General features: G+C 58.6%; 13 protein-coding genes and 2 pseudogenes. All 15 read left to right on the top strand.

Going from position 1 to position 12,156, the window contains the following annotated elements:
* The first annotated feature begins 2 nt into the window (after positions 1-2).
* The 15 genes and pseudogenes from EOA78_RS11350 to fdxB (EOA78_RS11280) all read left to right on the top strand — a co-directional run bounded on the left by EOA78_RS11350 (position 3) and on the right by fdxB (EOA78_RS11280) (position 12,140).
* Positions 3-482, top strand: a complete 480-nt coding sequence (locus EOA78_RS11350) for a NifX-associated nitrogen fixation protein (RefSeq protein WP_024505267.1) — start codon at positions 3-5, stop codon at positions 480-482.
* On the top strand, positions 479-1,294 hold the full coding sequence (locus tag EOA78_RS11345; protein ID WP_063169370.1) for a response regulator transcription factor: 816 nt from the start codon (positions 479-481) through the stop codon (positions 1,292-1,294). The genes EOA78_RS11350 and EOA78_RS11345 overlap by 4 nt, the downstream gene beginning before the upstream one ends.
* Before the next feature lie 95 nt (positions 1,295-1,389).
* Entirely contained in the window at positions 1,390-2,262 is an 873-nt protein-coding gene (locus EOA78_RS11340; protein WP_063169369.1) for a universal stress protein, read from the top strand.
* A gap of 842 nt (positions 2,263-3,104) precedes the next feature.
* On the top strand, positions 3,105-4,403 hold the full coding sequence (locus tag EOA78_RS11335; RefSeq protein ID WP_063169368.1) for a SidA/IucD/PvdA family monooxygenase: 1,299 nt from the start codon (positions 3,105-3,107) through the stop codon (positions 4,401-4,403).
* A gap of 13 nt (positions 4,404-4,416) precedes the next feature.
* A complete protein-coding gene (locus tag EOA78_RS11330; protein WP_024505270.1) occupies positions 4,417-4,794 on the top strand; it encodes a hypothetical protein in 378 nt (125 codons plus the stop codon).
* A gap of 272 nt (positions 4,795-5,066) precedes the next feature.
* Entirely contained in the window at positions 5,067-6,212 is a 1,146-nt protein-coding gene (locus EOA78_RS11325; protein ID WP_063170388.1) for a TlpA disulfide reductase family protein, read from the top strand.
* Positions 6,213-6,532: 320 nt separating this feature from the next.
* Positions 6,533-6,976: a DUF269 domain-containing protein gene (locus tag EOA78_RS11320; protein WP_224571203.1), complete on the top strand. Its 444-nt coding sequence runs from the start codon at positions 6,533-6,535 to the stop codon at positions 6,974-6,976.
* Between the two features lie 91 nt (positions 6,977-7,067).
* Positions 7,068-7,226 carry a CCE_0567 family metalloprotein gene (locus EOA78_RS37010; protein WP_224571204.1) on the top strand — a complete coding sequence of 53 codons (159 nt, stop codon included), beginning with the start codon at positions 7,068-7,070 and terminating at the stop codon, positions 7,224-7,226.
* A pseudogene (gene fdxB / locus EOA78_RS11310) lies at positions 7,223-7,538 on the top strand (ferredoxin III, nif-specific). The gene EOA78_RS37010 and the pseudogene fdxB (EOA78_RS11310) overlap by 4 nt, the downstream one beginning before the upstream one ends.
* On the top strand, positions 7,510-7,809 hold the full coding sequence (locus EOA78_RS37925) for an exopolysaccharide production repressor protein (RefSeq protein WP_082826585.1): 300 nt from the start codon (positions 7,510-7,512) through the stop codon (positions 7,807-7,809). The pseudogene fdxB (EOA78_RS11310) and the gene EOA78_RS37925 overlap by 29 nt, the downstream one beginning before the upstream one ends.
* 236 nt (positions 7,810-8,045) lie before the next feature.
* Positions 8,046-9,059: a 1-aminocyclopropane-1-carboxylate deaminase gene (locus EOA78_RS11300; protein WP_024505903.1), complete on the top strand. Its 1,014-nt coding sequence runs from the start codon at positions 8,046-8,048 to the stop codon at positions 9,057-9,059.
* A 599-nt stretch (positions 9,060-9,658) separates the two neighbouring features.
* Positions 9,659-10,816 carry a TlpA disulfide reductase family protein gene (locus EOA78_RS11295; RefSeq protein WP_063170386.1) on the top strand — a complete coding sequence of 386 codons (1,158 nt, stop codon included), beginning with the start codon at positions 9,659-9,661 and terminating at the stop codon, positions 10,814-10,816.
* A 324-nt stretch (positions 10,817-11,140) separates the two neighbouring features.
* Positions 11,141-11,577: pseudogene (locus EOA78_RS11290) on the top strand (DUF269 domain-containing protein).
* Between the two features lie 45 nt (positions 11,578-11,622).
* Positions 11,623-11,826: a CCE_0567 family metalloprotein gene (locus EOA78_RS11285; protein WP_127315235.1), complete on the top strand. Its 204-nt coding sequence runs from the start codon at positions 11,623-11,625 to the stop codon at positions 11,824-11,826.
* Positions 11,823-12,140 (top strand): ferredoxin III, nif-specific, encoded by a 318-nt coding sequence (gene fdxB, locus EOA78_RS11280; RefSeq protein WP_174800308.1) that lies wholly within the window; start codon positions 11,823-11,825, stop codon positions 12,138-12,140. Before EOA78_RS11285 ends, fdxB (EOA78_RS11280) begins: the two co-directional genes overlap by 4 nt.
* Positions 12,141-12,156 lie beyond the last annotated feature (16 nt).

Below are 12,156 nucleotides of genomic sequence, written 5' to 3'. Positions count from 1 at the left end.
CAATGCCTGACCCCGCAATCCCCCCAGCTGTCGCCGAAGACGAGGCGGCTCTTTGCACCCCGTTCGTCAAATGCCTCGTGCGGCTGATCCGTTCTCAGGATTCCTATGGCTCGTGGGAACGCAAAGCGGACGCTGAGCTGCTGGGCGACTTCATCATTACCAAGGAACAGCGCCGAGGGATCCCAATCATCGGAGATCCCGATCCCGACGTGCTGTGGAGGCTCGACAAGTACTACGCCGCCATCGGGCTTGCGATCGAGGAGCGCTGCGGCCTTATGGCATCGCCGATGATCCAGGTGAGCCATGAGGGTTTTGGTCGGGTGCTTTTCACGACCGGACGGCTGGTCGTTTTGTCCAAAACGCTGCGCGATGTCCACCGGTTTGGCTTCGAGACGCTCCTGAAGCTCGCCACGGCCGGTACGAAGCTGGTCGACGATGCGATTTCAGTCATCGAAACCTTTCCCCACGTGGCGCTGGCATGATGGGCGCGATTTTCGAGAAAGGCCATCATGACGGACCCGAGAAACTATGTTGGCCAGTCCCCTCGATCCAGGGACTCGAGGCCGACCAGGTTGTTGGGGTATCGCCGATGAAGAAGCCGCTGGTCCTGATCTGCTCGCAAGATGCCGAGTTCTATCTGCTCTACAGCCACATACTGGAGGTTGACGGTTTCAGCAGTGAGACGGCAGACGGCGCGAAGGCTGCGCTGGCCTTGGCCGAACAACGGGAGCTTCAGGCCGTAGTGCTGGATTGCGACCCAGCCAGCATAAACGGGTCCGCAATTTGCGCCCACCTCAAGCGGGAACCGCGCACCACCGACCTGCCTATCATCGCCCTGATCGCGCCTGGCGCCGAGCACCAGCACCTCGATCTCTTGAAGGCAGGCGTTGAGAGCTTTGTGCGGCCGGTGGCTCCGGCCAAGCTGCTCGACTGCCTGCGGGCGAGGCTCGGGCTGACCAAGCGTGGTCCGAACGGGGTTGAAAACGACAGTTGGATTTGTTGTGGAGGCCTGGAGATGAAGCTCGATGCCCATCGGGTTCGCGGTAATGGCCACGACATCCATCTCGGACGGATCGATTTCAACGTGCTGCGGCTTATGATTGAGGCCCCCGGCAAGGTCTTCAGCCGGGACGAGCTTATCGGGGCGGCCTGGCTGCCCAACATTCATGTCGGTGCACGCACCGTCGATGTCCATATCAGCCGAATCAGGAGGGCGCTGAAAACGGCCTTGCCCGGCAGCGTCATTCGCACCGTCAGGTCGGCCGGCTACTCGCTCGAGAAGCCGGACGACTGAAATCGGTGATCGAACGTGGTGCCGCTCTCTCTTCCTCCTGAGAGCGGTGTTGCCGCTTTGAGGCGCTCCTAACGAAGACCAGGAGAAGCAGGCAAATGGAATTTAAAAGCATATTCAGTGTGACGGGTGCTGATCATTCTGATGAGGACCTCACAACAGCTGCCGGACTGTGTGCCGAGGTCGGCGCGCACCTATCGGTACTCATTATACCGCCTCCATTGCTCTTGATGTCGTCTCCGCCCCCCGAATGGAATACAGGACGTGCACAGGCAATTGCAGTACCGAACTATCGATTTCAGCAAATCGAGAAATTTTCACAGGACGTGACCAGAATGGAAAGACGGTCCGCGGATATCCTCAAAAGGCTGAAAGCTATGTCGCTTTCCTGTGACGTTGACACCGACTATTGCGATCCGGCTAGCCTCGGTGAAGTGGCACGACAGCGGGCGCTCTGCGCTGACCTGACGATCGTTGGAGGAGACCTCCTCAACGATGAGACTCTCGGACCTCCTGTTGTCAACGGCTGCTTGTTCGATAGCGGAAAGCCGGTGCTCATCGTGCCGAAGGGCGTTAAGGCGACGCTGTCGCCTCGACGCGTGCTGGTCGGCTGGGATTCGCGTGTAGAGGCCTCGCGTGCGGTTCGGGAAGCTCTTAGTATCCTATCCGCTGCCAAGGAAGTCTGTGTCGCTATGGTCGATCCAAAGGCGCAAAACAACGGGAAAGGCGCGCAGTCTGGAGCTGACATCGCTGCCTATCTTACTCGGCACGGTGCTCGGGTCTCCGTTGACCTGCTTAAGAGCGCCGGCAAATCGGCGGGCACAGTGCTGACCCAGCACGCGAACGACATCTGTGCTGACATGATGGTTATGGGTGCTTATGGCAGCCGTGGGCTGCGTGAGCGGATTTTCGGCGGTCCGCCGAGCTGGAGCTTTGGGAAGACCACATTGCCGCTGTTTTTGGCTCGCTGATCAGCTCCGTAGGAACACCGATCAGGTCGTAGGACCGCCAACCAGTCCGAAGTCGTCGTCGGTTACCGGTCGGATTGCGGAGACATGGCTGGATCCGCGAACATCTTGCGACGCTTGTCAGAGCCAAACCGGACGCCTCGACTGCTTCACGACGCTCTCGTGAACCAACTCGTGCGAGATCGTCCGCAACGGGCAGTAAAGACGAACGGCTGCAGCAGACCGCAGCCAAGCCACAGGGCGGGTGTACCAGGAGACCCCGCCTCGTGCGCGAACCCTGTTGGAAGGCCCCTTATCAGTACCCGGACGCGCGTCAAATCGGCGGCTGTCCCTGTCAGCCTGCGGTGTGCAAGGGCCGCTGCCGCGGAGCTTCCCCTGCCCGATCGTCGGGCGTGCGACAATGTCGGATTCCAGACGAGCTGGAACTGCGCGAACTCGTTGGTTTGACAGGTCTTTATCCGGCACGCCGCATGCATGGGAGTCTCCGAAAGCATTAAGAGCCGTTATCCATGGTTACGCCCCTCGAAAGAAAGAGCCGCTTCCGTCGTGGCAGGGAAACAGCCACTCCTGGGGTGGAGGCCGGCGCTAGAAGCCGCCGTAAGATCCGGAAGAGCCGCGCGACAGCATCACACACTTTCCTTCTGCTCTTGGGTTCGGATCACGCCGCGCCGCTGTCGATGCCGCCGACATTGAGCCCAAGACCTGGAAGGCGGCACACGCTTTTGCTGTCCTCTCAGTCGGGACCGCGGCTCAAGCATGCCTGTGAGGTTCGCATTGCTCAATGCCCGGCAATCGACGTCAACATGCCGCTGAGTTGGAAAACACTCCTAGAGGAGTAAGGATAAGTGGACCTCTTTTGTATTGGTGTGGGTGCTGGACCATCTAATTTGAGCCTTGCGTGTCAGATACAGGAAGAGATTGCGCAAGGGGCACTGTTCCTGGACCGGGAGGTCGATTTCCGAGGACATCCAGGCAGCGCTTTCGATTGCGCGGAGCTCCAGGTCGGCCACTTCCAGGATCTGGTTACTCTGGTCAATCCGCGATCAGCCTACACATTCGTAAACTACCTCCACGAGAACGGGCGTCTTTACAATTTCCTCAATGCGCAATTTCACGGGGTGCTTAGAGCCGAGTTCGCCCAATATCTCAACTGGGCGTTCCAGAAGAATCCGCTTGTCCGTGGCGGCGAGGCCGTTCGCGAAATCCGCTTTGACGGCGAGTTTCGCGTGCGGACGGACAACGCGGTCCTTGATGCAAGAAACCTCGTCATCGACATAGGCAAGCAGGCGCAAATTCCGCCTCAGTTTCATGGCTGGACTGGACCCAACCTGTTCCACTCATCTGAGTTGGCCCACATCAATCCTGAGGTGCAAAAAAAGCATGTCTGCGTTGTTGGCGGCGGACAGTCGGGAGCCGAGCTGCTACTGCACCTTGTCGGCCGGCCGAAAGAACGGCGGCCCGCGGCGATCACATGGGTCTTGACGCGCGAGATGCCTTTCGACGACCACGCGTTCACAAACGGGCTGTTCACGCCATGCTTCTCGGATCGTTTTGCTGCGATGAGCGAGGTGCATCGACAGCTGTTCCTGCGGCGTTTCGCGCTTGCCTCCGAGGGCATTTCAGAAAGCAAGTTGCGCGCGGTCTATCAGGCGCTCTACCACCACGCCTTTCTCGAGCCACACCAATGCGAGATCACATTGCGGCCAAGTTGCAACGTGTCGCGCTGCATCAATGCCGGAGCAGGGCACAGGCTCACGCTGCAACGCGGCTTGGACAACATCGGAGAAGTAACCGCCGATATCGTCATCCTGGCCACCGGGTACGAGAAACCGCTGCCGGGTTTCCTAGAACCGATCGCAGATCGCCTCGAACAGATCGGCAATGAGCTCGCCATCGGCGAGGATTTTTCGGTGTACTGGGACGGACCGCGAGACCGACGCCTTTTCGTTCAGAACGCCTGCCTTGGACAGCGCGGGCTGGCTGATCCGAACTTTGGGCTGCTGGCCTGGCGAGCGCGCCGCATCCTTGACAGCCTTCTGCGGCGCGCGCCATGCGCCAATCCCGAGCATCTAGGGTTCATCAACCGTCCCTTGACGGAGTGCTGGCCCGACCTCGGAGTCGAACAAATGGGCAGCGGGATATGATTCGTCGATATTGATGATCGGCGGTGGCATTCAGGAAAGATTTCCGCCTCTGGCGGCAAAAGCGGGACGAGCAATATTCCTACGGCGTCAGATCGCTCTGCTCGCGCTTGAGCAAGGTAGCGTCGCGCGACTCCTGCTTGGCGTGAAACAGCAAAGGGCATTCAATCACGATGCAGCTTTACGTGCTGTCGGGCTCAACGCCACGTGGATCGAGCCCAACGCCGCCGTTGGCAACCGCGACGCGAATTATGACGCCGGGCCACATGCGGCGGTGGCTGCAAGGGTACCGAGCCTCTCCCGCACTTTCGACCCCATCGCCGAAGTGCGACTACTCCAGGACGCCGAAGCCGGTCTTATCGCCAGCGGGCCAGCCAAACTCTCACCTTCCTAAACGGCAGCCGCTAAGGTGAGCCGTCGAAAGCCGACATTCAGGTTAACGTCAGCTGGCCGTGTTAGGGCTCGCTTATTCAAGGCGGTACCGGCGCTTGCCGAAGCTAAGAAGGGTTGGCATGCCCTTTGCCGTGCTTGATGTGCGGCAACACGGTGAGAGCTCCGCTGAAGCAAGCGAGAGGGAGCAATGCCCTCGAGACCGTGTCCGATTTTGACTGGAAAATATTCCGCGACAAAAGAGACGAAAGGTGTGGAATGACTTTGGACACCAAGATGGAACTGCGTATGGGGTCCCCGGCTCCTGCGCTGAAAGTGGAGAACTGGCTGCGTGGCGAGCCCCTCACGAGCCTTCGGCCCGGCAAGGTCTACCTCGTTGAATTTTGGGCGACTTGGTGCCGACCATGTGTCCACGCCATGCCCCATTTGATCGAACTGCAGGAGAAATATAAAGACAGCGGATTTGAGATTATCGGAGTCGCAGCTTGCGAAAAGGCTGCAACCGCGGACGAAGCGCGGACCAACGTGGATGCCTGGCTGACCGAGAAGTTCCCGAATCTGAATTATCGGACAGCGTTCGATTGCACTGGCGAAATGAAAAAGCTCTGGCTGGAACCCAGCTCTTCGTTCGGGATTCCCACCTCGTTCGTGGTCGACCGCGACGGCCACATCGCTTATATCGGCCACCCGGCACCTCTCGATGACGTTTTGCCGAAAGTCCTTAACGGCAGCTGGCGCAGCAGCTATGAAGCGAAAGCCGTCGATGCAAAGCGAATCTCGCGTGTGCGCGAATCGTCGCTGAGTCAGCCGATATACGCCAAACTTGGGCCGGCGATGCAGGACGAGGATTGGGCAGCGGCACTATTGGCCATCGAAGAAGGCCTCGCCGTGATGCCAGACTCTTTTGATTTTCGGCGGGTTCATGCGGATATTCTGCTTCACAAGCTGCGCGACATCAAAACCGGCTTGCCGCTTATGCGCGAATTGGTCGAGGACGCGATCAACAAAAAGTTCGAAGCGATGTCTTGGGTGGTGATGGCGCTGAACCAACTCTTCCATCCCACGATCGACAACTCCCATCTTCCGCATGATGATCGCTTTGCGATGGGCAAGGAGCTCTCCGAACAGATCCTGGAACTTAATCCTCCGCAAGGCGATGGAGACTTTAAATTCGGGTGTTACTTTCCGGTCGCTCAGTATTATTACGAGAGCGGCAACAAGGACCGGGCGATCGAGTTGATCGAGGTGGCAATCAAATCGCTGGACCATTCGGAGCCAGTGCCGGACCAAACCAAACAGCGCTACCTCACCTCGTTGCTCCAAGCCCTGGCCAACTACACGGGTGAGCCTGCCTGTCACGCGGGTCTCTGTGTGGCTCCGCAAAACAAGACTTCCGAAACTCAAAACGCTGTCACTTCCTGAGCAAGGATCGCGAAGGGCATGACAATTGGAATTGAACACCGGCAAATCCGCCCGCCCAGGCGCACTTCGCAGCAATAACGTCGATGCCGCAAAAGTGCGCGGCTTGCGGCAGGTGGAATTTCCATTGCGTTTACCTCGGGTCGAACCGCGGCGCAGGCGTTCGCGCCGCGGTGAAAGGTCTCGCATTGGTGGACGTGCTCGAGGTCGGCCACGGGACACTGTTGCGTGGGATCGGCTCGCCCAAGCCATTCCCCGCCCACGCAAGCGCCCGAACCACACATCGCAGAAAAAGAGATCGTCCTTCAAGAGGAGTACTGAAATTGGGGAAAAGCGAAATTCCTCATGAACCGGTTGGCCCTGCTGTCCACGGGGACGACGAGGCCCTTGCTTCCCCGTTCGTCAAATGCCTCCTGCGGCTCATTCGTACTCAGGATTCCTTCGGCTTATGGGAAGGCCATTCGGATGCCGAGCTGCTGGCCGAGTTCATCATCACCAAGCAACAGCAACGTGCGGTACCCTTTGGCGGCGATCCCGATCCTGACGCGCTGTGGAGGCTCGACATGTTTTACACCGCCGTAGCGCTTGCGATCGAGGAGCGCTCCGGCGTGTCGACGTCGCCGACAATAGAAATGAAACCCGTGGGGGCTTCCGGCGGTTGGGCGTTCTGTCGAGACGTCCACCGGTTCGGCTTCGAGACTTTCCGCAAACTTGCTGAGGCCGGTACGAAACTGGTCGACGATGCGACTGCAGCCATTGAAGCCTAGCCCGAGATGGAGCGCATCAAGAAACCATTGTTCCAGGAAGGATCTATGTCAGAACCTAGATAGGATGAGGAAAAAAGTCTGAAAGCTCCAGTTGCGTGCAGCTATTGCCAAGATGGCATTGCAGGACCTCGTCGAGGGTCTGCCGGGCAAGTGGGCCGACATACAGGAAGTCGCCGAGAAAACCCAAGCCGTTTATGCCGAGTTGGATGTTGCCAAGAGAGAACTCGCTTCAATGAAGAATTTAGGATGATGCGCACATTCACCACCCGTGACGGCTCCATTTGGATGCCGCCGTACCTGACCTCCATCGATAGCAAATCTGCATCGGCTGCTGCCGTTGTTTCAAGGTCTGCTCGCGCGATGTCATGCATCTTCACGGCGTTGATGATGCGGGTGAAATCCTCGCCCCTGCGATGACGAGGACGACGATTTCGACGGCAAGCTCAATCGCATGATCATGGTTGTCGATGATGCCGGCCGCTGCATAGGCTGCGGAGCCTGCGGCCGCGTCTGCCCCAAGAACTGCCAGACGCATGTTCCGGCCGACGAGCTCGCAACATGATCTGGCGAAAACCAGGGGAGCGGCGTGCACTTCATCTTTTTGTCGGCTCGTGGGGCTGGTCCTGTGCAGCAATGCGTCGATGGTTTACTTCGCTTTGGATTCGCTCCGTGTGGCAGTCGTCACGACGCTGGCCTGTTCGCTGCTGCTTCAGGCCGGCTACTTCGGCCGCGTGCTCTTTCTGATCTGGCAGTCCTCTAGCCGCGCTCGTGGAACTCGCCACAGGGGCCAGCATGCCGATGGTTACAGGAAAGCTCGGGTACCAGTCGTCTGACTCTGATCAACTGCGGAATGCAATTTTCAGCTGTGTCCCGGCTTGGTCGAATGCCCAGCATGTGCTGCTGCTTTGATGCGCGGATGACAGGATCAGTGCTCAGACCCACACCAATTTTGGTCACCCTCTGATGACTGAGCTGATCGTATAGGGAATCTGTGTTCGGCTAACACGCGACCATACCCCTGGGCTGACCGGTGCGTAGCAGGTTCAGGTACTTTTTTGCTGGAGATAGCATGCTGGAAAAATTCGAACGTTATCCGCTCACCTTTGGACCCACGCCGATCGAGAGGCTCGACCGCCTCGGCAAGCATCTGGGCGACAAGGTGGAAATCTACGTCAAACGCGAGGACTGCAACTCCGGTCTCGCGTTCGGCGGAAACAAGCTGCGCAAGCTCGAATACATTGTGCCCGACGCGATCGCGTCAGATGCCGATACGCTCGTCACAATCGGTGGCGTGCAGTCCAACCATACGCGCATGGTCGCTGCGGTCGCCGCCAAGATCGGCATGAAATGCCTCCTGGTCCAGGAGAGCTGGGTCCCACATGATGATGCTGTCTACGACCGGGTCGGCAATATCCTCTTGAGCCGCATCATGGGGGCAGAGGTGCGCCTGGTTGACGAGGGCTTTGACATCGGCATCCGCCGCAGCTGGGAAAAGGCACTTTATGAAGTCAAGGCAAGGGGCGGCAGGCCATATGCGATACCTGCCGGCGCCTCTGTCCACAAATACGGCGGCCTGGGCTATGTGGGGTTCGCTGAGGAGGTGCGTGCCCAGGAAGAGCAGCTTGGGTTTGCCTTCGACTATATCGTCGTCTGTACGGTGACTGGTTCAACCCACGGCGGCATGCTCGTCGGGTTCGCCAAGGATGGTCGACAGCGCAACGTGATCGGTATCGATGCCTCCGCCATGCCCGCCAAGACCAAGGCGCAGGTGCTTGGCATCGCCCAAAATACAGCGAAGCTCGTCCACCTCGGAGCGGAAATTGTCGAGGCAGACGTGGTGTTGTTCATGGACTACGCGTACCCGGGTTATGGCGTTCCATCGGAGGAAACCAAAGAGGCAATCCGTTTGTGCGCGCGGCTCGAGGGCATGATTACGGACCCCGTTTACGAGGGCAAATCGATGCAAGGGATGATCGACCTCGTCCAGAGGGGCTTCTTTCCACAGGGATCGAGGGTCCTCTACGCACATCTAGGCGGCGCACCGGCGATCAACGGGTACGGCTACACCTTTCGCAACGGCTGACGTTCGGCAGTCTGCGATTCCGCGGTCGCGCTCGAACGTGGGTAGGTAGCGTCGTTCGAGCGCTTGGCTGGAGAAGTGGAGGCAGCGACGGGCATCCACTAATTGGTACCATTACGTGCTGTCGGTGCTCAACGCCACGCGCATTGAGCGCATGCCGCCGTTGGCAACCGCGAGGCGAATTTTGACTCCGGGGCAAGAATCCACACGCGGCGGTGGCGGCACGAGGACCAAGCCGGCGAGTTCGCGCTTTCGAACTGGCGCCAAACTGCCACTGCTCGAGGGCCGAGGCCAGTCTAATCACAGGCGAGCCGTCCAAGCTCTCAAGAGTGATAGGGCGAAACCCGACAGCGGCAGAAGACATGTCGGGTTCACGACAATCGGCCGCATTTGGCCTCGTGGAGAATTTCAAAGCATTTCCCGCCGCTTACCGGAGCTGAGGGAATTGGCACCTCCGTTGCAGCTTGATGTGCGGCAACACGGTGAGAGCTTCGCTGAAGCAAGCCAGAGGGAGCGATGCCCTCGAGACCGTGTCCGATTTTGACTGGAAAATATTCCGCGACAAAAGAGACGAAAGGTGTGGAATGACTTTGGACACCAAGATGGAACTGCGTATGGGGTCCCCGGCTCCTGCGATCAAAGTGGAGAACTGGCTGCGTGGCGAGCCCCTCACGAACTTTCGGCCCGGCAAGGTCTACCTCGTTGAGTTTTGGGCGACTTGGTGCGGACCATGTGTCGACGCCATGCCCCATTTGATCGAACTGCAGGAGAAATATGAAGGCAGCGGATTTGAGGCGGTCGGAGTTGCCGCCTGCGAACAGGGTCCTACCGCAGACGAGGCGCGGACCAACGTGGATGCCTGGCTGACCGAGGAGTTCCCGAATCTGAATTATCGTATCGGGTTCGATTACATTGGCGAAATGAACAAGCTCTGGATGGATCCCAGCTCTTCGATTGGGATTCCCACCTCGTTCGTGGTCGACCGCGACGGCCACATCGCTTTTATCGGCCACCCGGCGGAACTCGATGACGTTTTGCCGAAAGTCCTTAACGGCAGCTGGCGCAGCAGCTATGAAGCGAAAGCCGCCGATGCAAAGCGCATCGCGCATAACCAACTTGCAGCGCGCGAAATGTCGCTTACCGGGCCGATATACGCCAAACTTGAGCCGGCGATGCAGGCCGAGGATTGGACGGCGGCGCTCTTGGCCATCGAAGAAGGCCTCGCCTTGATGCCAGACTCTTGTGAGTTCCGGCAGATTCATGCGGATCTTCTGCTTCACAAGCTGCGCGACATCAAGACCGGCATGCCGGTCATGCGAGAATTGGTCGAGGACGCGATCGACAAAACGTCCGACGCGGTGTCGTGGATGGCCTTGGCCCTCAACCAACTCTTCGATCCCACGATGGACAATTCCCATCTTCCGCGCGCGGAGCGCTTTGCGATGGGCAACGAGCTCTCGGAACAGATACTGGCACTCAATCCCCCGAACGGCGATGGCCCGTTTAAATACCTCCGGTACCTCCCGGTAGCTCAGTATTATTACGAGAGCGGCAACAAAGATCGCGCAATCGAGTTGATCGAGGTGGCACTGAAATCGGTGGACCGGCTGGGGCCAATTCCGGACCACACCAAACAGTACTATCTTACCCCATTGCTCGAAGCACTGGCCAACTACACGGGTGAGCCTGCCTGTCACGCGGATCTTTGTGTGGCTCCGCAAAAGAAGGCACCCGAAACTCAAAACGAAGTCACTTCCTGAGCAAGAATCGCGAAGGGACTGACAATTGGAATTGAACACTGGCCAATCCGCCCATCGAAGCTCTCTTCGCAGCAAGTATGTCGATGCAGCAGGGCGGCGGCTTGCGGAAGGTTGGATTTCAATTGCGTTGACCACCGGTCGGATCGCGGCGCAGACGATGTGCGCCGCGAATTCGCGCCGCAGGTCTCGCACTCGTGGACATGTCGAGGTCGGCCACGGGGCACTCTTGGGGTTGGCCCGCCCAAGCCATTCGTCGGCCACGCAAGCGGACCCGGAGTGGGCATCGCAGGAAAAGGAAATCGTACCTCGAAGACGAAGACTGAAATGACGAACAACGAAATTCCTCCGGTTGGCCCTGCTGTCAACAATGACGACGAGGCCCTTGCTTCCCCGTTCGTCAAATGCCTCCTGCGGCTCATTCGTACTCAGGATTCCTTCGGCTTATGGGAAGGCCATTCGGATGCCGAGCTGCTGGCCGAGTTCATCATCACCAAGCAACAGCAACGTGCGGTACCCTTTGGCGGCGATCCCGATCCTGACGCGCTGTGGAGGCTCGACATGTTTACACCGCCGTAGCGCTTGCGATCGAGGAGCGCTCCGGCGTGTCGACGTCGCCAATAATTGGAATGAAGCCCCTGCGGGCTTCCAGCGGTTGGGCGTTCTGTCGAGACGTCCACCGGTTCGGCTTCGAGACTTTCCACAAACTTGCTGAGGCCGGTACGAAACTGGTCGACGATGCGACTGCAGCCATTGAAGCCTAGCCCGAGATGGAGCGCATCAAGAAACCATGGTTCCAGGAAGGATCTATGTCAGACCTAGATAAGATGATGAAGAAAGTCCGAAAGCTCCAGTTGCGTGCAGCTATTGCCAAGATGGCATTGCAGGACCTTGTCGAGGGTCTGCCGGGCAAGTGGGCCGACATACAGGAAGTCGCCGAGAAAACCCAAGCCGTTTATGCCGAGTTGGATGTTGCCAAGAGAGAACTCGCTTCAATGAAGAATTTAGGATGATGCGCACATTCACCACCCGTGACGGCTCCATTTGGATGCCGTCGTACCTGACCTCCATCGATAGCAAGACCTGCATCGGCTGCTGCCGTTGTTTCAAGGTCTGCTCGCGCGATGTCATGCATCTTCACGGCGTTGATGATGCGGGTGAAATCCTCGGCCCCTGCGATGACGAGGACGACGATTTCGACGGCAAGCTCAATCGCATGATCATGGTTGTCGATGATGCCGGCCGCTGCATAGGCTGCGGAGCCTGCGGCCGCGTCTGCCCCAAGAACTGCCAGACGCATGTTGCGGCCGACGAGCTCGCAACATGATCTGGCGAAAACCAGG

This window comes from Mesorhizobium sp. M5C.F.Cr.IN.023.01.1.1 (assembly GCF_003997585.1).
In the GTDB taxonomy this organism is placed as follows: domain Bacteria; phylum Pseudomonadota; class Alphaproteobacteria; order Rhizobiales; family Rhizobiaceae; genus Mesorhizobium; species Mesorhizobium wenxiniae.
The sequence above is the reverse complement of the archived record's forward strand: the minus strand, read 5'-3'. Positions and strand labels throughout refer to the sequence as shown.